The sequence below is a fragment of the Collinsella bouchesdurhonensis genome (assembly GCF_900155365.1).
GTDB classification, from domain to species: domain Bacteria; phylum Actinomycetota; class Coriobacteriia; order Coriobacteriales; family Coriobacteriaceae; genus Collinsella; species Collinsella bouchesdurhonensis.
On record NZ_LT699743.1, the window covers coordinates 340,697 to 361,540 of the forward strand.

Genomic DNA, 20,844 nt, shown 5'->3' on the forward strand with positions numbered 1-20,844 from the left:
ATTCGACTACGCCTCGTGTCCAGCAAAGCGATAACCCACACCGCGCACCGTTTCGATGCAAGAGGCGTGATCGCCCAGCTTTTGACGGAGCGTCTGCACGTGTACGTCAACTGTGCGTGAGCCGCCGTCAAAGTCCCAGCCCCAAACGCTTTGCAGCAGGGCCTCGCGTGAAAAGACGATGCCGGGCTTGCGCATAAGGTACTCAAGAAGGTCGAACTCACGCAGCGTGAGTTTGATCTCGTTGCCGTCAACCGCAACCTCGCGGCGACTGGGAGACAGCGTGATGCCTTGGGAGGACAACGTGTCGCTCACTTTTTTGGTCATACCTCCGCGGCGAAGGAGCGCGCGACAGCGACTGGTGAGTTCCATGAGCGAGAAGGGCTTGGTGAGGTAATCGTCGGCGCCGCCGTCAAGGGCAACAACCTTATCAAGCTCGGTATCTTTTGCTGTAAGCATCATGATGGGCACCGTTGCGGTTTCGGAATCGGCGCGGAGGCGACGCATGATCTCGAGGCCATCGGTGTCGGGAAGCATGATGTCCAAGAGCACGGCGTCGGGTACGTGACGCGCGACCGCCGCTTTGAACTCGCTGTCGCACGAGAACCCCTCCGCCTCGATGCCTTGCTGTTTGAGTGCATACAGGGTAAGCCCTCGAATGTTGTCATCGTCTTCCACGTAGTAAATCATGAGGTACTCCTCCTGTTTGCATCTGCGTGCCATCATACACCGGCAACATACGCCACCGGGCCATATCAGCCAAAGCGACCCGTCAGGTAATCTGCCGTACGCGAGTCCTTGGGTGCACGGAATAGCTCCGCCGTAGGCGCATGTTCGACCAGCTCGCCCAGCAGAAAAAACGCCACCGAGTCCGAAATGCGCGAAGCCTGCTGCATGTTATGTGTGACCACCACGAGCGAGTACTGTTCGCGCAGCTCACATGCGAGTTGCTCGATCTGTACCGTCGAGACGGGGTCAAGGGCGCTCGTGGGCTCGTCCATAAGCAGGACCTCGGGCTTGACCGCAAGGGCGCGCGCGATGCACAAACGCTGCTGCTGGCCACCGGACAGGCCCAGCCCCGATGCCTTGAGCTTGTCCTTGACCTCATCCCAGAGCGCGGCGGAACGCAGCGACTCCTCGACAATGTCATCGAGCTCAGAGTGGCTCTTGATACCAAGTCCGCGCGGACCGTATGCCACGTTGTCGTAAATGCTCATTGGAAAAGGATTGGGACGCTGAAACACCATGCCCACCCGCTGGCGCAGGCGCGTGACGTTGTAATCGCGATAGATATCGCGGCCATCGAGGGTAATCTTGCCTTCTACGCGACAATCCTTTACGTAGTCATTCATGCGATTGAGACAACGGAGCAGCGTCGACTTTCCGCAGCCAGAAGGACCGATAAACGAGGTGATCTCGCGTTCGCGAATGTCGATATTCACGTTTTTGAGGGCCTGGTGATCGCCATAGAAAAGGTCAAGATGCGACACCGATATGCGCACCTCATGATGAGACAGCTGCACTGCAGCCTGCGGCATCTCCCCCATCATTTCGCGCTCATGCGCCTCCTTGGCCGCCAGGGCCATGGCATCTGCAGGATCGAGACCAACCTCAACAGGCGCTATATCAACAGCAGGTTCACTCACGCGCGATACCTCCTCAATCATTTCAACGCTACCTTGCCGATAGTACGCATACGCTTTCATGACGGAATAAGCGATATGTCAGGAAATCGTAAAGACGCAGATTGCGAGAGGTTTTGCCTCGAAGCAGGTTTGGGCCGGGCGGGGCGGGCCTATATATCGTCCTGGCGCAGTTACGCAGAGAGGGTTCACCCGTTCGCCTCGAACGGGTGAACCCTCTCGAGTATGTTTGAGCACAGGATGATATATAGGCCCGCCCCGCCCACGTCAATTGCAGCTCTACTGGGAGCCGTTGCGCGACTGCGCTGGCCTCACCCTCCGACACTGAATGAAAGCGAGCGATTGTGAGCACCCGCCATAACGCCCTGAACCTTCGTCTTTCCGCCTTTATGGCAGCACTCCTTTGTGCCCTGTTCATCACGGCCATGCCCGCCGTTGCACTGGCCGACCAACCCGACACCGATATCGTCTGTGGCACTGCCGAATCCGAACGCCAGGACGCCGCAGCAGACCGTCCCGACATCTCGGCACTTCACGCCATCGTGGTGGGCAAAGACGGCACCGTCTATTACGAGCGTGCGGCCGACGAGCAGGTAAAGATCGCCTCGATCACCAAGGTCATGACCGCCATCGTGGCGCTCGACAACGCCCCGCTCGACACCACCATCACCGTCGACCACGCCGCGGCAACCGTAGGCCAGTCTTCAGCGGACCTCAAAGAGGGCGACACCATGACACTCGAGACGGCACTGAGGGCACTTCTCATCCCCTCGGGCAATGACGCCGGCATGGCGATTGCGCGCTCTGTCGGCGCGATTATCGACCCTTCTTCCGACGACCCCTATGGTGTCTTTATCGATGCCATGAACAAAAAGGCCCAGGAACTGGGCATGGACAGCAAGTTCACCAACCCCCATGGCCTTGATTTCGACGGCTGGGAGGGCGACATGCACTCCTCTGCGCGCGATGTCGCAACCATGTTCTCCTACGCCATGCGCAATGACGACTTCCGTGCACTTACCTCTTCCACCGATAATGTCGCGCACGTTACCGGCTCCGATGGCACCAAGCGCGAGATCACGATGGTCGAGCGCAACAAGATTTTGGGCACGAACGGCAATATCGGCGGAAAAACGGGCGGCACCTACGAGGCCCTGCAGTGCTTTGTGGGCGCGTTCTCGCGCGAAAATGGCGGCGAAATCTACACCGTTGTGCTTGGATGCGATGGCGACGAAGTACGCTTTGCCGACACCCTCACCCTAGCAAACTGGTACTACGACCACATCGTCGACTACCCCGCCGTCACCTCGAACATGACTGCAGCGGATGGCCAGCTGCTCGTAGCGCGCGCCACCGACTCCGACTGGACCGATAAAACCGTCGACGTCACCGCCGAGGACCCCACGCAAACGGCACAGATATTCAGCCTCGCCGGAGAGGTCAAGCAAAAACTCGACCTCAAGACGCTCTCGGGCGATATCAAGCGTGGTGACGATGCAGGCACCCTCACCCTTGTGCAGGACGGCCATACCGTCGCCACCGTCAAGCTCGTCTGCGCCCAAGATCAGGCGGCACCAAATCCTTTAGAGTGGTGTCTGGTCCAGCTTGACCGCCTCTTTCGCCTGGTGACGGGTCAGCCGCAACAAGCAGAATCCAGCCTCGTCGCCACAGCGCCCTCGCCCCTAGAGATCGACGGCACGAAGTAATACGTCCCGGCATATCGATACGCAAAAACGAGCCCGTGCAGACCCGCGGTCTTGCACAGGCTCGTTTTACATCACGCTTTGAATGGTCGATGGCGCCGAAAGCCCAATCCTATTGCAACGTTTGCTCAATCTCGAAAAGGGCATTCAGGCGCTCGGTGGCCTCTTGCGGCGCCAGGTACGCAGTACCCAAGCAAGGAGCCGAGCTGTAGCGGCCATGGAAATCGCTGCCGCCGGTAACGAATAGGCCAAAACGCTCTGCCGCCTCAAAGGCGCGATCAACATCTTCAGGAGTATGCGAAGGATGATATGCCTCGATGCCCATAAGACCGCAGGCAATCAAATCAGGGATGGCAGACCACGAATCTTTTTGACCCGGGTGGGCAAGCACCGGCACGCCGCCCTGCTCACGAATGGCACGCACAACCTTTTTTACCTTGGGATACTCGATGGAACGCGCGGCGATACCGTCCTTTTTGAAGAACACATCCCAGCAGAACTGATAATCCGGGTCGTTTTTAGGGCGGCCCGTCAGCGCCTGCATGATATGCGTCTTGTAGACGCTCGTACTTTGGGCGGCAACCTCACAGACCTCATCGATGGAGAGCTGTTTGCCCGAAAACTCAACGTTTGCCTGCTTGAGGCGCCAAGCCTGCCACAGGCTGTTCGCCGTGCGCAAGTACTGCGTTTGGGCAACGATGCGCTCAAGCGGACCCGAGCCGTCGGGCGTAACCTCAAGACCATACGCCAGAATGTGGACCTTCTTGCCGGTCTTGGGATTGACAGCCGAGACCTCGCACCCCGCAAGCACCGGGAAGTTGAGGGCGCGCGCTCGATCGCGAATGAAGGATAGCTGAGACACGCTATCGTGATCGGTGATGGCAATACGTGCCAATCCGCACGCACGTGCCTGCTCGATAAGCTCCTCCACCGTATATTCGCCGTCCGAGAACGTCGAATGGGTATGCAGGTCCCATGAGCCCTCAAGGCAATGATTATCTGCCTGCTGCGGCTCACGATACGGAATAGCCGCAATCGCGCCTGCGGTTCCTTTAAGCTCACAAGGCTTTTTCTTAGACATAGAACCCTCCCTCTCGTGATGGTTGAGGCAATCCTACACCGTTGCCGCGCGGGTAGACAATTCGATTGCCCGCGCATTATAAAAAGATGCCGAGCCTACAGCCCCCGTGTGAGCTTGGCATGCGTACGTTCCATCCCCCACGCTTCATAGAAGCAACGGTTTGTAAACGTATCGGCAACCTTATGCCAGCAAACGGGATAACGTGCTAAGAATCGAGACTAGACGGCCGGGCGATCGGCAAAAAGACGCTGGGCGTTATCCCACGCTGCTTGCGCAATAACCTGGGCAGATTCTCCCGTACGGTCAACGCGATTGTTGATGAGAGCCCGGGCCGTAAGGCCGATCATCGCGGGCTCGCATTCAAGGCCGCGAATGGGCTCGGGTGCCATATAGGGGCAGTCGGTCTCAAAAAGCAGACGATCGAGAGGCGTTGCCGCAAAGGCCTCGCGAACCTCGGTATTGCGCTTGAACGTAGCCGCTCCGCCATAGGCGATATAGCATCCCAGATCGCAAAAGCGCTCCATCGTGGCACGGTCCTCGCCAAAGCAATGGAGCACGCATCCCGCCTGCGGTATGCCCACTTCGCGCAAGACGCGTTCGGCATCCACATGAGATGTACGCTGTTCGTCGGAAGCTTCGTGGCGCAGATGCAGCTCGACCGGCACGTTATGCGCACGGGCAAGTTCAAGCTGACGAGCCATGCACGCCATCTGCACGTCGTGGTCGCACGGCGACACATCGTCTTCGGCATCGAAGTGATAATCAAGACCAATCTCGCCGATGCCCGCACAGAGAGGATCGGCGAGTGCCGCTTCGATGCGCGCATGGATATCGTCCGTATAATCGAGCGCACCATACGGGTGCACACCCGCCAGATATTTGAGAGTAGGAATCTCCCCTGCCGGTACGGCCTCGACAATCGATGTGCGCAGCCACTGCGAAAAAGCAGCGGGGTCCATCTTGTCGCCCACGGGATCGATGAGCGTCACCAGGGCGTCCACGCCGGCACGGCGGGCACGCCTCAAACACTCAAGCGGGTCTTTGTCCCAAAACGAGAGCAGATGCGCATGGGTGTCGTACAAAGGGGCCCACGGCTCAGGCGCCTCGACGGTCTTTTTCTTTTTGATGAATGTCGGCGGGTTAATGCTATCGAACACGTTCAAGCTCCTGGGCGAGCGCGATGAAATCGGTGGTTGCAAGCGTCTCCGCACGCGTCGTGGGCGCGATGCCGGCGGCGGCGAAGGCGGCATCGAGCACGTCTTTCTCAAACCCGTTTGCGCTCATGGAATTGCGAATGGTCTTACGGCGTTGGGCAAAGGCGGCATCGATCACGCGCGCCACCTGTTCTTCGCCCAGACCGTCGGGCAGTGCCATGTCCACGCGGTCGATACGCACCACAGCAGAATCGACATGCGGGGCAGGCATAAAGCAGCGCGGCGGCACCTCAAAGCGCCCCGTCACTGTGCCATAGAGTCCGAGCTTTGCCGTATAGCCGCCGTATGTTCTGTTGCCAGGAGCTGCGGCGATGCGATCGGCAACCTCTTTTTGAACCATCACCACCGCGCGCTTGAGCGCAGGCATGGTTTGGAAGAACTGCAAGATAATCGTCGCGGCAACGTTATAGGGCAGGTTTGCCACAAAGACCGTAGGCTCGCCTTCTGCTACCTGCGCAATCTGCTCCGGCGTCACTTTAAGGGCGTCGCCCATAATAAAGCGGAAATTATCGGTATCGTACTCGTGCGATGCCAACACCGGTTCCAGCTCGGAGTCGGCCTCAATAGAGACCACGCGCGATGCCTCCTGAGTAAGCGCCAAAGTGAGGGTGCCAATGCCCGGCCCCACCTCGAGCACGCACTCGCTTCCATCGAGCTCTGCAAGGTTGCAAATGCGCTCGATTACATGATTGTCGATCAAAAAGTTCTGACCCAGGCGATGCTTTGTTGCAAGGCCAAACTCTTCAAGGAGCTGGCGCGTGGCAGAAGCGCTTGCAAGCGGCGATTGCGTCATGAAAGTATCCTCATTCTCGTCGGAGCGCAGGTATGGCGCGCGTGTTATTCGGAGTCCGCAGCTTCCTCACCATGAGGGGCAGAGGGACTCGCCTTCATGGCCTCGATAGTCTTTTCCATCAATTCGGAAAGATCCCAGCCCAGGCGCTCGGCACCTTGAGCAATAACCTCACGCGAGCAGCCGGCGGCAAACTTCTTATCCTTGAACTTTTTCTTGAGCGATTTGACCGTCAGATCATCAACGCTCTTGGAGGGACGCATCAGCACCGCAGCGCCAATCAAGCCGGTGAGCTCGTCGGCCGCAAACAAGACCTTTTCAAGATCGGATTCAGGCTCATAAGGCGTGCCCGTGAGGCCCCATCCATGGCTGCAGCAAGCACGCACCACAGCCTCGTCGATGCCTGCCTCGCGCATGAGCTGCTCTGTGCGCACGCAGTGCTCGTCGGGCCACATCTCAAAGTCCAAGTCATGAAGCGTACCCACGGTCTGCCACAGGTCAGCCTCCTCCGCGTGGCCCATATCTGCGGCGTACCAGCGCAAGACCTCGCCCACAATACGCCCATGCGCCAGGTGGAACGGGTCGGAGTTGTACTGCTTGAGCAGCTCGTAGGCTTCTTGCGGCGAAGGAATCATATACATCTCCTACTTTCGGCACGTATCTCGCATGATTTTACTTCTCTTCATGCAAGTACGCATAAAAAGCGCCCCCGATCACTCGGGGGCGCGACATCGCGTGATGGCAAACGGCCGTGGGCGTTTACTTGTCGGCCTGAAGACGCGGGAACAGCGGGTCGCCCTTCTCCACGGGGGCACCGCCGGCAAGACCGCCCCACGCGCACGCAGCACGCAGGTCGTCGCACTGGGCCTCATCGGCGCAAGCGATACGACGCAGAGCCTCCGCGCTCGTCTGCGGCATAAACGGAGCCAGCAGGTGGGCTGCGATACGAATCGCCTCGAGGAGGTTGTAGATCACAAACGCAAGCTCGTCATGCTTGGCCTCGTCCTTTGCCAAGCCCCAGGGCTCACAATCCTCGATGTAGTGGTTAGCAGCATGGATAAGCTCCATGACAGCATCCTTAGCGCCCACGTAATCGACCTTGTCCATGCAGGCAGCGTAGCGATCGTAGAGGCCCTCGGCGATTTGCGCCAGCGGGTTTGCGAACGCGGCGGCATCGGCAGGACGCGCGGGGGCGCAGCCATCGAAGTACTTGGCGCTCATGTTGAGCGAACGGGAAATGAGGTTGCCCCAGCTGTTAGCAAGGTCGGCATTGTAGACCTGCTGCATACGATCAAAGCTGATGGCGCCATCCGTACCCGGAACAACGTCGGTCATGAAATAGTAGCGGTAACCCTCGACGCCGAGCATGTCGATGACCTCGCGCGGAGCGATAGCGTTGCCGCGGCTCTTGGACATCTTCTCGCCCTTGCCGGTCTCCTCGTTGCGCACCATGAGGAAGCCGTGAGCAAAAACGTGCTCGGGCAGGGACTCGCCGATAGCCATGAGCATGGCAGGCCAAATCACGCAGTGGAAGCGGATGATGTCTTTGCCCACGATATGGAACTGCGCGGGCCAACGATAGGCAAACTCGGCCTTGGCCTCCGGCGTATCGACGCCGTAACCCACCGAGGTCATATAGTTGAGCAGGGCGTCGAACCACACATAGGTGACATGGCCCTCGTCAAAGGGGACGGGAATGCCCCAGTCAAAACTCGTGCGCGAGACGGAAAGATCATTCAGGCCGCCCTCGACAAACGAGCGCACCTCGTTCATGCGGAAATCGGGCTGAACAAAATCGGGATGCTCATCGTAGAGCTTGAGCAGCTTGTCCTGGAACGCGGAAAGCTTGAAGAAGTAGGACTCCTCCTGCACGCGCTCGAGCGGACGATGGCAATCGGGGCACAGATGCTGACCCTGGCTGCCATACTCCTCGTCGCCCTTCTCGACCTGCGTCTCGGTGAAGTAGGTCTCATCGGGCACGCAGTACCAGCCGTCGTAGCTGCCCTTATACAGGTAGCCCGACTCTTTCATGCGCTCCCACAGGTACTGAACGGCGTCATGCTGACGCTTCTCGGTGGTACGGATAAAGTCGTCGTTTGAAATCTCGAGCTCATTCCACAGATCCTTAAAGTGCGGAGCCTGGCTGTCGGTCCACTCCTGAGGAGTCATGCCGTGCTTCTCGGCAGCCTCGGCCACCTTCTCGCCATGCTCGTCCATGCCGGTAAGGAACTTGACGTTATAGCCGGCAGCGCGGCGATAGCGCGCCTGCACGTCGGCAAGGATCGTGGAGTAGGCCGTTCCCAGGTGTGGATCGGCGTTCACGTAGTAGATGGGCGTGGTGATGAAGAAGGAGGGCTTGTCTGCCATAGATGAACCTCTTTTACGAACGTGCGGCGGCGTATGGTGCCCCGCAGGCGAATGAGCCGCAGGTCATTGTAGCGCAAACTGCGACATATGCGCAGGTGCAGATGGTGTTGAACAAAAGCTTTAGCGTGCGACAGCATTCTGCTCTTCTTGCATGGCAAGAACGCGCGCATACACTTCGCGCTTGCGCAGGGAGTACTTTTGCGACAGACGCTTGGCTATAGCAGAGGCGGGTTCCTCAGCCTCAAGGGCGCAAGCGATGTCTTCTGCCAAAAGTTCCTGCTGGTCGGGAGCATCCACCTGCACCGCAATGCCCGTCATCTCGTCGGAATCGGGAGGTGCCACGACAATGACCATCTCGCCGCGCATCTCGCCGCGCGCAAGAACCGTTTCCAACAACGCCGGGGCTTTGTCGCGCAAGACCTCTTCGTACAGTTTGGTAAGCTCGCGGCAAAGCGCCACTCGGCGCTTGGGGAACACCTGGGCTATCGCCTGGAGCGAGGCGGCTGCACGATGGGGCGACTCGTAAAAAAGCAAGGCACCGGGAACACACGCGAGCTCGCTTAGACGACGCACACGTTCTCCGTGTTTACGCGGCAAGAACCCCTCAAAGAAAAAATGCTCGCAGGAGATACCGCTCGCCACCAAGGCGGTCACGCAGGCAGAGGGGCCGGGAATCACCTGCACCTCGACGCCCGCATCGCGAGCAGCGTCAACGAGGACCTGGCCCGGATCGGAAACGCTCGGCATGCCTGCGTCGGAGGCAAACGCCAAAGTCTCGCCTGCCAGCAAGCGATCAACGAGTTCGGGAGCGCGCTGGACGATAACGTTCTCGTCGCAGCGAATAAGCGTCTTGGATATACCAAGATGCGCCAAAAGCTTGGACGTCACGCGAGTATCTTCGCAACAGATGGCGTCCGCGGCACGAAAGGCCTCTGCCACGCGCGGGCTCATATCGCTCAGGTTGCCGATGGGCGTGCCCACCATATACAGGCATCCGCTCATAAGATGCGCTACCTCTTCTCTTTACCGTCAGTCGATCATCGCACGCTCAAGCGGCGCAAGCGCCACACGAGCATCCCACGCGGGAATGCGCTTCTCGGTCTTCCATGCCTGGAAGTACCAGCCCCATGCAGCGTCGAAGCTCGCCAGCTGGCTCGATACGAACACGCGCTCATAGGCAGCGCGGCCTTCGGGGGTCATGCTCGCGCTCGAAAGTACGGCGGCAGCCGACCACTCACCCACCAGAATGGGGAAACCGGTAGAAGCGGCTTCGCGCAATAGCTTCCTGTTACGCGCAATCGCCTGCGATATGCCCTTGGGGGACGTGATGTCGCAAGCCGATTCATCGCGATAGTGATACAAGTGGAGGTCCATCACGACGTTTTTGTACTTGCCGCCGCGCATAAAACCCTTCCATAGGTCCGGATGCCCCGAAGCAGAAAACACGATGGCCTTCTCCTCGGGCATATGCACGCGCATGAGCGCGTAGGCATCACGATAGAAATTGCGCAGGTAGTGAGCGGGAATGCCATCCGTCATGGTAAAGATGTTCTTGCGAACGCTCACCACAGGCGAGTCCAGCAACTCGATTCCCAGCAAGGACGCGGCAGACCCATAGCGAGCGGCCAGCTTCTCGAGCGTAGTAAGTGCAACGTGACGCCCGTTTTTAGAGGAATGCCAGTCCGCCGTGCTCTCGGGGGTCGTAGGACTCTCGTTGGAATCCCCTTGGCCGCCGGGCACCGTTGCCAGGGAAAGCAAAACGCTTAGCTCATATTTCTCGGCCCACTCAATCGCGCGGTCCACATAGTCGATTGCGGGGATATTCGTGAACGCATCCTCCCGAGCGCCAAAGACATGCCAGGGTACGGGAATGCGCACCGAATTGAAACCGATTGCGGCGATGCGGCGAAAATCATCTTCGGTGATAAAGGTCTCGAAATGATGGCGCAGGCGCTCGCTATACACCGCCGGGCCCAACGCGCGTTGCAGCTCAAGCGCGTTGGCGGCGCCCGTCGCCGCAAAGAGCGAAGGCGAGACCCACGTCTCGGGGATAAACCAGCCGGAAAGGTTGACGCCGTGAATTCTCTCTGCCATACCGACCCCCTATCGAACGGAGCGATAAAAAAAAGCGCCCGGCTCGATGCCGAACGCTTTTCACAATTCGAAGGGTGGCCAGAGGGGGAGTCGAACCCTCGACACGCGGATTTTCAGTCCGCTGCTCTACCAACTGAGCTATCTGGCCACTATGTCTGTCGCGAACGACAGCTCGATTACTATACCAAATCGAAGATAGGGGTCAAGCGGCAAAACCCAACTTTTTTGAAAAATGCCTGTCTTGGGATTCCGCAATCGCAAGACAGGCGCAAGTCTTCTACTCTTGACCTGGGAACTCTTTAGTCGATACGCGCTCGATCGCCAAACTCGCACCAGAACAAAAAATCAGACGCCCCGGCTTCACGCCCCAGTAGACACGCAGCATGGCACCCTTGCGATCCAGAAAGACGATATCGAGGTCCCGCTTCATGAACCATGTGTGTACCGAAGAACAACATGGGAAGACAATGGCAACCCCGTCGGCGCGCATGCCCGCCCGATAGACAGGAGCGAGCAGCCCCAAGAGACGCTCGAAAAAGGTCTGCGCCATGACCACGCGCACGTTTTCCCAACCAAGGATGCGCAACACCGGGTCCACTTCCTGCAAAAGCCAATCGGTCTCCCCTCGCGTTCGGAGCAACCTCACAAGACCACCCCCGGCCTCCATGGGTCGATCACCACTGTTCGTTCATGCTTAAGCTGAAGAGGCGACCCCAACGCAACGCCCGCAATCGCGATGTTCTGCGGCCAGGGCTCGAAGGTCATCTCGCAGTGATACCGCCGTGGCGCAGCAACAAGCGAAAGCAGCTCCGTGCCCGACGCCTCATCCGCCTCGCTTGTCACCGCCACCCGCACCGTATAAGGGCCCATCGCCTCTTGCAATGCAGTTTCCACCGTCGCGGTTTTACCCAAGGTGGCATCGCCTTGGGGAGACACCCCTTGCGCCAGCACGACATCTGGTGCCACGCGATCAAAGCGAGCTACCGCACAGGCAAACTGCATGAGGTTGTAGACGATAAGCGCCAAGATAATCATCACCGGCGCCACAACCGCCATCTCGACCGTCGCCTGCGCGCGCTTCTCCCTCAATATGCAAGGCATCATCTGTCGCCTCCTGCAGCGCCCGCGATGTCACGCAAACGTATGGTGAGCGGAATCGACCCGCCACCGGGAAGGGGAATCTCCGCGATCGTAAACTCCTGCTGCGCGATGTACTCCCCCACCTGATAGCCCAAGGCCTGCATGAGCGCTCGCGGATCCGTCGAGCTCAAGGGAATCGAACGTACCGCCTTTTGAACCTGTGCCACGGCAGGAATATCGGCCTTTTCAATCACTTTGGCAGAATCGACAAGCACCGGCTTTCGAAGGCTCAAGTCCACCGGTTCTAAACCCAATGCGCGAACGGCATCGGTCAGGCGGCCTTTGAGCCAAGAGCCAACCGGGCCAAGGCCCATCCCATCGAGCTTCGAGGTCAGTCCATCAAACGCCGAATTCAGCCCAGAAGCCATATCGCCATATGAAACAAGCAGGCTTCCCCACAAGTCCATGACGCTCCCCACGAGGCCCACCGGCCCCTGATCAGAGCTTCGCTCCTCCACCGTAGAGAAGAACTGAGAGAGCACGTTGTTCTCCCGTGTTGCCGGGTCCTTTGCCAACGCAGAAGCGGAGACGGCTGCGCGCGATCCCAGCGAGGGGCTCGCCGCAAACGATGTATCAAGCGCATCGGGTGCCTCAATCTCACCACAGATGACCGCCGCCACACAGCCAAATCGACCGGGCGGCGCAATGCGCGGACGCTTAGAGGAAAGCGCCGAAAGCGCCTCCTCAAACGAATCTCCCGCCTCCCCTGCCTGGGCTTGCACCTTTTGTTCCAATTCGAGCTCTCGACTTCGGCAGTCAACATATTCGTTAAGCGCAAGGGTGTACTCACGCAAATGGTATTCATATCCGTTGTCGATAGAGGTCGAAGCCGCAGGGGTCTTCCCCATATCGCTCGTGCCAAAATGGCATACTGCGCACGTGCGCGCCTGGCCACCATCCGCCGCCGATAGCGAAATAACGGGGCCCGCTGCCCCTGTCGCACCAGGGCAGTCGACACCATAATGGATTGTTTGCCCCTCGGGCTCATACGTTGTGAGCCACAAAGCCTGGGTATAAAGGGCCGTCTGCTTAATCTCCTGCTTGTTGCGGGGCAGCAATGGAACCGTGGAGACCACACTCCCGTCATACTCAACAACCTGAGCAGGCTCAAACGCATCGAGCGCATATCGGTAAAACGCACTTCTCGCTGCGGAATCGACCGCCGCCTCGACGCTCGTGCCGTCGGGCTTCTCGTGATCCAAGCGCCACTGGTAATAAGCCTTCGTGCGCGCGATGCCAACCTCTGGGCTCCAGGCCACACTCGAAGCATAATCTGGGTTCTGCTGGGGCGAAAGACCCGTCAAGCTTGACGCGCGCTCCTGCATGTTATGGCCCTCGCGGCCGCAGTCGGCAATCCAGGCTCGTTTCCTTGCCTGCGCCGTCTCGCGCGATGCATCCTCGAGCTCGCTCGCGGTTTTATCCAGATCCGACGCCGCCTCGCTCAACGCCTCAAGATTGACACCCTCACCTTCAAGCGCGGGAAACTCGGATGCCGAGGCAAAGGGCACCGCAAGCGCTGTACCGGTATACACCATTGCATCCGTTTTGCTCTCCGCGCACAGGCGCGTTGCATTTGCCGCAACAAGATACGGCAGCGATGCCTCGAGCGTCTTTAACCCTTTCGAAGCAGAACGCGCGAAGTCGTTTCTCATGTCCAAAATGCGCAGCCCGGCATCAATCGCCTTCACTCCCTGAGAGCGAGCACCCGGTATGAGCAGCGCGACAAGTCCTGTTCCCGTTATCGCAAGGCCCGCAAAACCCAAACTTGCAATACTCGCATCGACAACCGTTGCCGCCGTGTGATAGGACGACACGACGTTTGACCCCGCAAGCGCCGCACTATCGGCAACTGCTTGCACATCCGCGCTGCGTGATAGACTCCATACCGCCGAGACGGCCGAGAAAAGCAGAGCGAGCACGACGAGCATCGCCACCGCAGATGCCACTGTCGTATAGGCGCCCTCCTCCGTGACGAACAGGTCGATTGCGCACAAACCGCTTTGCGAATCGGCATCTGCCCGCTCCTCACGCTCCCCATGAGGAAATCCACGTTTCGTAATCACCCTCCAGCCATTCTGGGCGCGATGCATATAGCACCTCCACTTCAATCGCCACGTTTCCTTGGGGCTCACCGGCTGCAAACGCACTTACAAATGCACCAAGAATCGGCAGGGGTTTGGCAACGCCGCGAATCTTCACGCGCGAGACCCCTTCGCCATTCGCATGCCCAAACTCGATATCCCACGAAAGGGGCCCTCCCTCGTGAAAGATGGACACATTGGGCACGGCCTGAAGCCTGCGGAGCACAAACGCGCGGCACGCCTCGTCGGCGTCTTCCCCCGACGTAGTTATGATTCGTGCTGCACTCGAAGCTGCCGATTCCATAACCGCTCGCGTATATAGCAGGCATACCGGTTGGATCATCAGCAGCAAAAGAATGAGAAACGAGGGCAGCAGCAATGCGGCCTCCACCGTCGCCTGAGCGGAGCACTCGCGTACCGACTCAATACAAGGAGATGTCGATAAGCCCTCCCGCGTCAAAGCCGTGCGATGCCGCCGCCTCCACCAACGTTGCCAAGGTTCCATCCTGCCCCGCACGCCACAGTAGCCCCAGTGCCAAGACGATCGCCAAAAGTGCGAACACCGTAAGCGCATATTCCAGCGCCGCTTGCGCCGATGTCTCGCAAAGCACCTTCTTACAGCGCTTCGTTTCGCATGATGACCGCGCCATTTCATCCATATGCACCTCACCCCACGTTCTCGGCAGACAGGCGCACGATACGCAGCGTACTGGCGGCACCGTCCTCGGTGCTTGTGACATAGATGATGTCGACCCATGTACGAGACATAACGATGCCGCCCCATACATTTCCCTTGATGTCCATGTAGCCACCGCACATAAGCTTGCCTGCGCCCTGTGCCCGATACGCTTCGAGCGCAGCTGCCGCACTTTGCGGCACGTCAGACTCTTCCCGCCAGATCACCGCACGCGATTGCCCTTCTGCCCCAACCGATTCCTGTGCCTGCAAATCATCGAGAAACGTCGCGCGTGAGCTTTCTTTTGTCTGGACGTTTTGAATTTCTCGCACCGCCTGCTGCTCTTCTTCGGAAAGCTCGACACCAGCAGACGATGGCTTCTTATCTTGTCTTTGCACAATCAAAAGAAGTGACACCGAAACCAGCGTTAACGCAAGCGCGATCCACAAAATGCGACGGGAAGATGACCTCATGATCTACAGACTGTTAATTCCCGATGCGATTGCATCCCATAGTTCGGTCACCTTGCCGCGAAACGTAACGATGGCCAAAATGGCAATCACCACCAATACGCCAACAAGAATGGCGTACTCCGTCGTCCCCTGCGCGCTGCGCTCGTTTGCAACGATGCGAACCGTGCTCGCGGCCTTCTGTACCAAGAAATACAGTCTTTGCTTCGTGTTCTCAAACCAATGCCCCATCTCTTTCCTCCTTAGATCATTCCGCTCGCGGCAAGCAGCGGACCCAATATGGACAGCAACAAAGCAGGCAATATCAGCGTCCCCGTGGGCACAAGCAGCTTGACGGGAGCGCGCTCGATCTGGCGTTCGACATCTGCCCTATGGGCGCTTCGCATCTCGATTCCCTGGCGAGCGAGCGTATCGGCAAGAGGGGCACCAAGCACATGCGCCTGTCCAACCGCCGCAGCAAACGATTCGAGTTGACGCACATGCGTCACCCGGGCGACCTCGGCAAGGGCATCCTCGCGCGAAGCCATACCCGTCTGCCAGCACATGCGGGCGCGAGCCAGCGAGCGCGAAAGCAGGCCCGTCTTGTTCGCGCAGTACATCTCGAGCGCAGCATCAAAAGAAAGCCCTGCCAGCAAACCCAGACGCACGATATCTGTCATCTCGGACACATCCGAGAGCGAGGTTTTTTCGCTCTTCGCACCACTTTTCATAGACGCCGCGCGCTTCCCGCACGCAATGGCCCTCGAACGCAAGGCCAGCAACCACCGCCGAACATCAGACGGCATAAGACCACCTACCGTCCAAACGCATGCGCCCCATGCGCTACCCACAAGCAGCAACATCGCAGCATCCACCGACACGTTGCCTACACCTCCACATGCATGATCTTTCGAATAGCCACCCAAGCGCCGGCGTTGAGCGTCAACGCCACAGCGATCGACATTGCCCCCACGGTCGTTGCAAGACCTGCCCTAAAATCCGTCGACAGCAGTGTCAAAAACGCGACCATCGCCGCCGGCATCCCCGCAACAAGCCGGGCAGACATGCGCGCCTGCGACGTCTTTACATCCAGCATGCGTTTGAGCTCCAGTCGCTCATGACACAGCTGGGCCGCTTCGCGCAGCAACTCCCCCAAAGGGGCTCCCGTGCGCTTGGATACCTTGAGAGCCAAAACAACAAGCTCAAGGCCAGGGGCATCGAGACGTTCGAGCATGGCATCGAGCGCCTCTGTTGCAGGCACACCGCAGTTCACTGCAAACGAGACGCGCATGAACTCCGTCCGAATAGGTTCCGCCGAACGTGCCCCGACAAATCGCATCGCCTGTGGAAGCGAATAGCCCGAAGCAAGCGAGATAGCAAGGGAGCCAAAAGCCTCTGGCATGGCAACTTCAAGTCTTCTTGCGCGATCGCGCAAACGACGAGAGCGCACCAAGCACAAAACAACCGGGGGTACAATCGCAAACAGCACGCCCCATGGCGACCACGCCAAGAGAAGACCGAGCACCCCAGCTGCAAAGATAACCAGCACAAAAGCGCCCAGGCGCTCGGTAAACGAATACAGTGCAAAGGGACGCTTGCCGCGGCATGAGAGCTCCCCAATCTCACTCACCGCCCCTTCCACCCCCGGGAGCAATCTCAGCCGTCGCGCAAGACCAAACGACCCCAAGGACCGGCACCACGCACGCAACAAAGACGGCTTCGATCCCCGTGCAAGAGCAGGCTCACCGGCAGTTGTCCCAAGCGCTATCCAAACGCTTAGGCATACGAGGGCTCCGCTCCCCGCGGACACAAGGATCTCCATCGCTCGACCTCCTCCCGAGCAATCGCGCCAGAGCGCACTCCCTCTGCAATAAACGGCGGCTCTCGCAAGAGCAACCAGGTTGTTGTCGCCGGATCAAACGAGACATACTCCTCTAGCTGCACGCCGCCTTCCGGGGCGCGTGTCACGCCCGTAAACGACGACACGAAGCGCCGTCCATCCGGCATGCGCTGCGACATAACGATCCCATCAAGCGCCATGGCGATCTGCTCCTCAATCAGATCACCCGGAAGATCGATGCCGTAACGAGAAAGCAGCGTTAGGCGCACAATCACCTCGCGCGCCGTACCCGCATGCAATGTGGTGAGCGAGCCATCGTGGCCCGTATTCATGGCCTGCAGCATGTCAATGCACTCTTCGCCGCGCACCTCACCCACCACGATACGATCGGGGCGCATACGCAGCGCATTTGCCACCAGCTGCCTGATGCTCACCTCTCCTTTGCCTTCTATCGACTCCGTGCGAGCCTCCAGGCGCACTACATGGGGATGACGCGCAAATTTAAGCTCCGCAGAATCCTCGATGGTCACGATGCGCTCAGCCAAATCAATCTCGCAGGAAAGGGCATTGAGCAGCGTGGTCTTACCCGATCCCGTGCCGCCGGCAACCGCCAAATCTTGCCGCAACGAAACCGCGCAAGAAAGCAGCTGCGCATACCACGAGGGCAAAGAGCCCAATTCCACCAGCTCGCCCAAAGAGGTAATCCGGTCAGAAAATTTCCTAATCGTGAGCACTGGCCCGTCAATTGCAATGGGCGGAATCACTGCATTCACGCGATACCCGCTTGGGAGGCGAGCGTTCACGATAGGACTCCGCTCATCGATACGGCGGCCCAATGGCGAGATAATCCGGTCGATGATCACGCGAATTTGTTCATCGTCTGCAAATACGTCGCGCATCGGATAGAGCTTTCCCGCGCGTTCGAAAAAGATTGCATCGCACCCGTTGACCATGATCTCGCTCACGCTGTCGTCGTCTAGTAGCTCTTGCAAAGGGCCGAGTCCCACCACGTCATCGAGAATCTCACGGACAATCCGCGTTTGCTCCTGTGCCGTCAACGAGACCGTCTCCCGCGCGTTGAGCACGGCTTCGATTGCCGGGCGTAACTCCTCGCGCGAGCGTTCCGACGAAACAGCCGCAGCAATTCGCGACACCTCGTCATAACCCACGCGCTCCAGCATCTCTTGCTTTACGCTTCGTTTTAGCTCCGCATAACGCAAGGGCATGGACGAAGATGCGCTCGGAATCGACCCGGCACGTCGAACGCGCTCCAACACGCTCATGACTTTTCACCCCGCTGCTTTTTGCGCAAAAAGCGTCGGCGCCCGCGCCCGTTTGCCTGCTGGGTTCGCGCCTGGTAAGCCTGCTCCCATGCTCCAATGTCGCAACCGAGCTCCTTTGCCACACAACGTACAAGCTCTGTCACATCACGGGAAAACGCAGACTCCTGTGCTACAAATTCCCCCAAGCGACCAAACGCCTGCATTTGCTCCAGGGCATCGCCGCCTTCGGATACACGCATGCGAGAACGCAACGAGATCGCCATTTCAAAGCGAAGCGCTTGCTCCTCCTGATTGCCTGCGCGTCCAAACCGATTGAACACCGACGTCATCTTTGTTTTTGCCACGCCGATTCGGCTTGCCAGCTCAATCGCACGAAGCGCCGAAGACGCGCACCCTGCCTGTCCAACGACAATGCAGCGATCGCATTGCGCGACAGCACAGGCAACGCTATCACCCCAAAACGTCGAAGTATCGGCAAAGATAATGTCCGCTTCTTGTCGCAAAAGCCCAATCAGCCGCTCCACAGGACCCGAAAGCAATTCGGCGCGCTCGGGCAAAAGCGCCGGCCCCCACAAGGTCACCCCTGGAGCCACGCGCATGGCTGTTGCCTCAGCGCCAGCCTCAATCCCCTTAAAATCAGGGTCTTCCACAGCAAGAGATGCCAGGTCATTTGGCTCATCGATCCCCACCATGTCGTACATATTTCCAAACATCAGGTCCAAATCGAGCACCGCGGCGCGCAATCCCATCGACGCCGCAGCAAACGCCATTGCAGCCGTCAACGTGGTCTTGCCCACCCCGCCCCTTCCGGATATGACCGCGACAAGCGGCGCCCCGCCAGAAGAGGTGGAGACGGGGGCTGCGATCTTCTCCTCGAGAACCGTGCCCGTATGCGCGGAAGACACCACTTCCCGCTCGCGAGCTTGCTTGCCATCCAACGAATCAGGCCCCATTGCCTCCTCTTCAGGCAGTTCATCTCCTACAGCCATCTTTGCAAAGGCCGGCACCGCCATCGGCGCCGCCACGCTGTGCGAAGCCTCGTCGACCTCGCGCGCACGGGACACCCTGTCCCCGCTTTCGGGAAACGGTCCCGTCACCCCATGCGGCTCGACCCATGGCGGTTCCTCCAGGTCAGCCGCAAAACGGTCGATCTGCCATTCGGGCACATCCCCAAGCTCATCTGCCTCCGCCGGGTGCACTTCTACTTCTTCATGAGTTCCAGCAGGGGACGCGGCCACCCCTGCGTCTTTGGGACAATCCTTCGTCTCTGCCCTTGATATAGGTGAATCACATGCCGCGCCCTCTGCTGCAATCACCTCCGTAGCGCCCGCGGCAAACAGGTTCGCCGCCGCTTCCGCATCCTTGCGCGCAACAAGAACCACAATCGGAGCGCTCCAGCCCGCGCCAACAAGCTCGCGCACAACGCGTTGCGCCGTCGCCGGCTCGTCAAACGAGACAGCCGCCCCCACCGCCACCTGCAATAGCACCCGAGCAACGTCGGATATGCCCTGTTCGCACCCCATGCGCATCAACTGCGCGCGAGGACACCGGCGCTCGACCTCCTCCGTCAGTTCGCGCACATTGGATCTCGCGGCGCACAGCAGCCACACCGAACTCATGACGTGCCTCCTTTTTCTGAAGCGGCCCCCGAAGAGAAAGCGCCGCCTGTTGCAATCGTCACCATCCCCTGAGAGGTCACCGCCAAAAGCTCCGGCACCCGCTCGGGTTCCACCCCAAGCGTTACCCAGCTCAATGCAGCGCCTCCAACACGCTCCGAACTCGTATCGAGCACCTGCGCCGAAAGCAACAGGTCTGCCACGGAGTCGCGCGAGGCATAGACATCCACGCGATCCCCTGCCTTGATCGCCCCGCCCAGGGCATGCTCCTCATCGCTTGCAACCGACACCGCAACCATTCCGTCTGGAACCTCCAATGAGCCCACCGGTTTCTCGATAAAGTACGCAGCACTTACCACAGCACGCTTGGGTATGCGCGAGGTCGCCGTCTTTCCGGCGACTTCCTCCATCGACGTAAACGCATCCGAGGGCAGCAGACTCGAAACCCAATCCTCAACGGCAACGCTCCCGTCATCGATTCGCTCGCCCGGCTCGATATCACGGGTGGCAACACAAACCCGAGTCACGTCTCCCCCGTACGATTCGATCGTCTCGCGCTGCCTCACCTGGGCTTCTTCACGCACCGAAGTCACATACCAGCAGGTCAATACAGCAGCAAGCAAGCCCATAGCAACGCTTACGACAACACGCGCCTTCTTTCTCATCGCCACCCCCCAATGCTTGCAGCAAAGACCCGTGTCTTTGCTATCTCGATTGTGCTCAGGAACCTGGCATGCGCCGTAATCAATATGAGAAGTCAAATCACGGCCTTACAAATCTCTCCCCCATTTCTCACACGCCTTGTTAGATTTGAGGGGAGAATGCCGCGACACTTGTGCGATACCTTCGCGGCGCCAGGGCACCAAACAT

Annotated in this window: 22 protein-coding genes and 1 tRNA gene; 1 reads left to right on the plus strand and 22 read right to left on the minus strand. The window is 59.0% G+C overall.

Annotated features, from left to right (window positions below; all coding sequences use genetic code 11):
- Nucleotides 1–6: 6 nt before the first annotated feature.
- Entirely contained in the window at nt 7–687 is a 681-nt protein-coding gene (locus tag BQ9843_RS07805; RefSeq protein ID WP_075844575.1) for a response regulator transcription factor, read from the minus strand.
- 65 nt (nt 688–752) lie between these two features.
- Nucleotides 753–1,547, minus strand: a complete 795-nt coding sequence (gene pstB, locus BQ9843_RS07810) for a phosphate ABC transporter ATP-binding protein PstB (RefSeq protein ID WP_441061775.1) — start codon at nt 1,545–1,547, stop codon at nt 753–755.
- A 437-nt stretch (nt 1,548–1,984) separates the two neighbouring features.
- Here pstB and BQ9843_RS07815 point away from each other — a divergent pair, with 437 nt between their 5' ends.
- Complete coding sequence (locus tag BQ9843_RS07815) at nt 1,985–3,346, plus strand: D-alanyl-D-alanine carboxypeptidase family protein (RefSeq protein WP_230205639.1); 1,362 nt, start codon at nt 1,985–1,987, stop codon at nt 3,344–3,346.
- Nucleotides 3,347–3,455: 109 nt separating this feature from the next.
- On the opposite strand, the gene BQ9843_RS07820 is transcribed toward BQ9843_RS07815, so the two are convergent.
- From BQ9843_RS07820 to cpaB, 20 genes are all read right to left on the minus strand, one after another.
- On the minus strand, nt 3,456–4,424 hold the full coding sequence (locus BQ9843_RS07820) for a PHP domain-containing protein (protein ID WP_083648010.1): 969 nt from the start codon (nt 4,422–4,424) through the stop codon (nt 3,456–3,458).
- A gap of 218 nt (nt 4,425–4,642) precedes the next feature.
- Complete coding sequence (locus BQ9843_RS07825) at nt 4,643–5,581, minus strand: TatD family hydrolase (RefSeq protein ID WP_075844576.1); 939 nt, start codon at nt 5,579–5,581, stop codon at nt 4,643–4,645.
- The gene (gene rsmA, locus BQ9843_RS07830) at nt 5,571–6,431 is read right to left on the minus strand and encodes a 16S rRNA (adenine(1518)-N(6)/adenine(1519)-N(6))-dimethyltransferase RsmA (RefSeq protein WP_075844577.1); all 861 of its coding nucleotides are present in this window, start codon (nt 6,429–6,431) and stop codon (nt 5,571–5,573) included. Before rsmA ends, BQ9843_RS07825 begins: the two co-directional genes overlap by 11 nt.
- Before the next feature lie 44 nt (nt 6,432–6,475).
- The gene (locus BQ9843_RS07835; RefSeq protein ID WP_022386880.1) at nt 6,476–7,063 is read right to left on the minus strand and encodes a metal-dependent phosphohydrolase; all 588 of its coding nucleotides are present in this window, start codon (nt 7,061–7,063) and stop codon (nt 6,476–6,478) included.
- A 124-nt stretch (nt 7,064–7,187) separates the two neighbouring features.
- Nucleotides 7,188–8,795, minus strand: a complete 1,608-nt coding sequence (metG, locus tag BQ9843_RS07840) for a methionine--tRNA ligase (RefSeq protein WP_075844578.1) — start codon at nt 8,793–8,795, stop codon at nt 7,188–7,190.
- A 120-nt stretch (nt 8,796–8,915) separates the two neighbouring features.
- Nucleotides 8,916–9,797 (minus strand): 16S rRNA (cytidine(1402)-2'-O)-methyltransferase, encoded by an 882-nt coding sequence (gene rsmI / locus BQ9843_RS07845; RefSeq protein ID WP_075844579.1) that lies wholly within the window; start codon nt 9,795–9,797, stop codon nt 8,916–8,918.
- A 27-nt stretch (nt 9,798–9,824) separates the two neighbouring features.
- Nucleotides 9,825–10,889, minus strand: a complete 1,065-nt coding sequence (locus BQ9843_RS07850) for a glycoside hydrolase family 5 protein (RefSeq protein WP_075844580.1) — start codon at nt 10,887–10,889, stop codon at nt 9,825–9,827.
- Nucleotides 10,890–10,964: 75 nt separating this feature from the next.
- Nucleotides 10,965–11,037: transfer RNA gene (locus BQ9843_RS07855), tRNA-Phe, on the minus strand.
- A 129-nt stretch (nt 11,038–11,166) separates the two neighbouring features.
- Nucleotides 11,167–11,535 carry a DUF192 domain-containing protein gene (locus tag BQ9843_RS07860; RefSeq protein ID WP_195906641.1) on the minus strand — a complete coding sequence of 123 codons (369 nt, stop codon included), beginning with the start codon at nt 11,533–11,535 and terminating at the stop codon, nt 11,167–11,169.
- Complete coding sequence (locus tag BQ9843_RS07865; RefSeq protein ID WP_075844581.1) at nt 11,532–11,993, minus strand: hypothetical protein; 462 nt, start codon at nt 11,991–11,993, stop codon at nt 11,532–11,534. Before BQ9843_RS07865 ends, BQ9843_RS07860 begins: the two co-directional genes overlap by 4 nt.
- The gene (locus tag BQ9843_RS07870) at nt 11,990–14,092 is read right to left on the minus strand and encodes a hypothetical protein (protein WP_230205640.1); all 2,103 of its coding nucleotides are present in this window, start codon (nt 14,090–14,092) and stop codon (nt 11,990–11,992) included. The genes BQ9843_RS07865 and BQ9843_RS07870 overlap by 4 nt, the downstream gene beginning before the upstream one ends.
- A complete protein-coding gene (locus BQ9843_RS07875) occupies nt 14,055–14,615 on the minus strand; it encodes a TadE/TadG family type IV pilus assembly protein (RefSeq protein ID WP_083648015.1) in 561 nt (186 codons plus the stop codon). The genes BQ9843_RS07870 and BQ9843_RS07875 overlap by 38 nt, the downstream gene beginning before the upstream one ends.
- Nucleotides 14,533–14,769 (minus strand): hypothetical protein, encoded by a 237-nt coding sequence (locus BQ9843_RS08800; RefSeq protein WP_075844583.1) that lies wholly within the window; start codon nt 14,767–14,769, stop codon nt 14,533–14,535. The genes BQ9843_RS07875 and BQ9843_RS08800 overlap by 83 nt, the downstream gene beginning before the upstream one ends.
- A 7-nt stretch (nt 14,770–14,776) precedes the next feature.
- Nucleotides 14,777–15,259 (minus strand): hypothetical protein, encoded by a 483-nt coding sequence (locus BQ9843_RS07885; protein WP_075844584.1) that lies wholly within the window; start codon nt 15,257–15,259, stop codon nt 14,777–14,779.
- Between the two features lie 3 nt (nt 15,260–15,262).
- Complete coding sequence (locus BQ9843_RS07890; RefSeq protein WP_143327649.1) at nt 15,263–15,487, minus strand: class III signal peptide-containing protein; 225 nt, start codon at nt 15,485–15,487, stop codon at nt 15,263–15,265.
- A gap of 11 nt (nt 15,488–15,498) precedes the next feature.
- Entirely contained in the window at nt 15,499–15,915 is a 417-nt protein-coding gene (locus BQ9843_RS07895) for a type II secretion system F family protein (protein ID WP_230205652.1), read from the minus strand.
- A gap of 206 nt (nt 15,916–16,121) precedes the next feature.
- Nucleotides 16,122–16,865 carry a type II secretion system F family protein gene (locus BQ9843_RS07900; RefSeq protein WP_075844585.1) on the minus strand — a complete coding sequence of 248 codons (744 nt, stop codon included), beginning with the start codon at nt 16,863–16,865 and terminating at the stop codon, nt 16,122–16,124.
- Between the two features lie 146 nt (nt 16,866–17,011).
- A complete protein-coding gene (locus BQ9843_RS07905; protein WP_075844586.1) occupies nt 17,012–18,358 on the minus strand; it encodes a TadA family conjugal transfer-associated ATPase in 1,347 nt (448 codons plus the stop codon).
- Nucleotides 18,355–19,977 carry a CpaE/TadZ family protein gene (locus tag BQ9843_RS07910; RefSeq protein WP_075844587.1) on the minus strand — a complete coding sequence of 541 codons (1,623 nt, stop codon included), beginning with the start codon at nt 19,975–19,977 and terminating at the stop codon, nt 18,355–18,357. The genes BQ9843_RS07905 and BQ9843_RS07910 overlap by 4 nt, the downstream gene beginning before the upstream one ends.
- The gene (gene cpaB / locus BQ9843_RS07915) at nt 19,974–20,639 is read right to left on the minus strand and encodes a Flp pilus assembly protein CpaB (protein ID WP_075844588.1); all 666 of its coding nucleotides are present in this window, start codon (nt 20,637–20,639) and stop codon (nt 19,974–19,976) included. Before cpaB ends, BQ9843_RS07910 begins: the two co-directional genes overlap by 4 nt.
- Between the last annotated feature and the right edge of the window lie 205 nt (nt 20,640–20,844).

Excerpts from the sequence above, each read along its gene's own strand:
- BQ9843_RS07805 (WP_075844575.1), bottom strand. The coding sequence starts at position 687 with ATGATTTACTACGTGGAAGACGATGACAACATTCGAGGGCTTACCCTG.
- pstB (WP_441061775.1), bottom strand. The coding sequence starts at position 1,547 with ATGATGGGGGAGATGCCGCAGGCTGCAGTGCAGCTGTCTCATCATGAG.
- BQ9843_RS07820 (WP_083648010.1), bottom strand. The coding sequence starts at position 4,424 with ATGTCTAAGAAAAAGCCTTGTGAGCTTAAAGGAACCGCAGGCGCGATT.
- rsmA (WP_075844577.1), bottom strand. The coding sequence starts at position 6,431 with ATGACGCAATCGCCGCTTGCAAGCGCTTCTGCCACGCGCCAGCTCCTT.
- BQ9843_RS07835 (WP_022386880.1), bottom strand. The coding sequence starts at position 7,063 with ATGATTCCTTCGCCGCAAGAAGCCTACGAGCTGCTCAAGCAGTACAAC.
- metG (WP_075844578.1), bottom strand. The coding sequence starts at position 8,795 with ATGGCAGACAAGCCCTCCTTCTTCATCACCACGCCCATCTACTACGTG.
- rsmI (WP_075844579.1), bottom strand. The coding sequence starts at position 9,797 with ATGAGCGGATGCCTGTATATGGTGGGCACGCCCATCGGCAACCTGAGC.
- BQ9843_RS07850 (WP_075844580.1), bottom strand. The coding sequence starts at position 10,889 with ATGGCAGAGAGAATTCACGGCGTCAACCTTTCCGGCTGGTTTATCCCC.
- BQ9843_RS07865 (WP_075844581.1), bottom strand. The coding sequence starts at position 11,993 with ATGATGCCTTGCATATTGAGGGAGAAGCGCGCGCAGGCGACGGTCGAG.
- BQ9843_RS07875 (WP_083648015.1), bottom strand. The coding sequence starts at position 14,615 with ATGGAACCTTGGCAACGTTGGTGGAGGCGGCGGCATCGCACGGCTTTG.
- BQ9843_RS08800 (WP_075844583.1), bottom strand. The coding sequence starts at position 14,769 with ATGGATGAAATGGCGCGGTCATCATGCGAAACGAAGCGCTGTAAGAAG.
- BQ9843_RS07885 (WP_075844584.1), bottom strand. The coding sequence starts at position 15,259 with ATGAGGTCATCTTCCCGTCGCATTTTGTGGATCGCGCTTGCGTTAACG.
- BQ9843_RS07890 (WP_143327649.1), bottom strand. The coding sequence starts at position 15,487 with ATGGGGCATTGGTTTGAGAACACGAAGCAAAGACTGTATTTCTTGGTA.
- BQ9843_RS07895 (WP_230205652.1), bottom strand. The coding sequence starts at position 15,915 with ATGACAGATATCGTGCGTCTGGGTTTGCTGGCAGGGCTTTCTTTTGAT.
- BQ9843_RS07905 (WP_075844586.1), bottom strand. The coding sequence starts at position 18,358 with ATGAGCGTGTTGGAGCGCGTTCGACGTGCCGGGTCGATTCCGAGCGCA.
- BQ9843_RS07910 (WP_075844587.1), bottom strand. The coding sequence starts at position 19,977 with ATGAGTTCGGTGTGGCTGCTGTGCGCCGCGAGATCCAATGTGCGCGAA.
- cpaB (WP_075844588.1), bottom strand. The coding sequence starts at position 20,639 with ATGAGAAAGAAGGCGCGTGTTGTCGTAAGCGTTGCTATGGGCTTGCTT.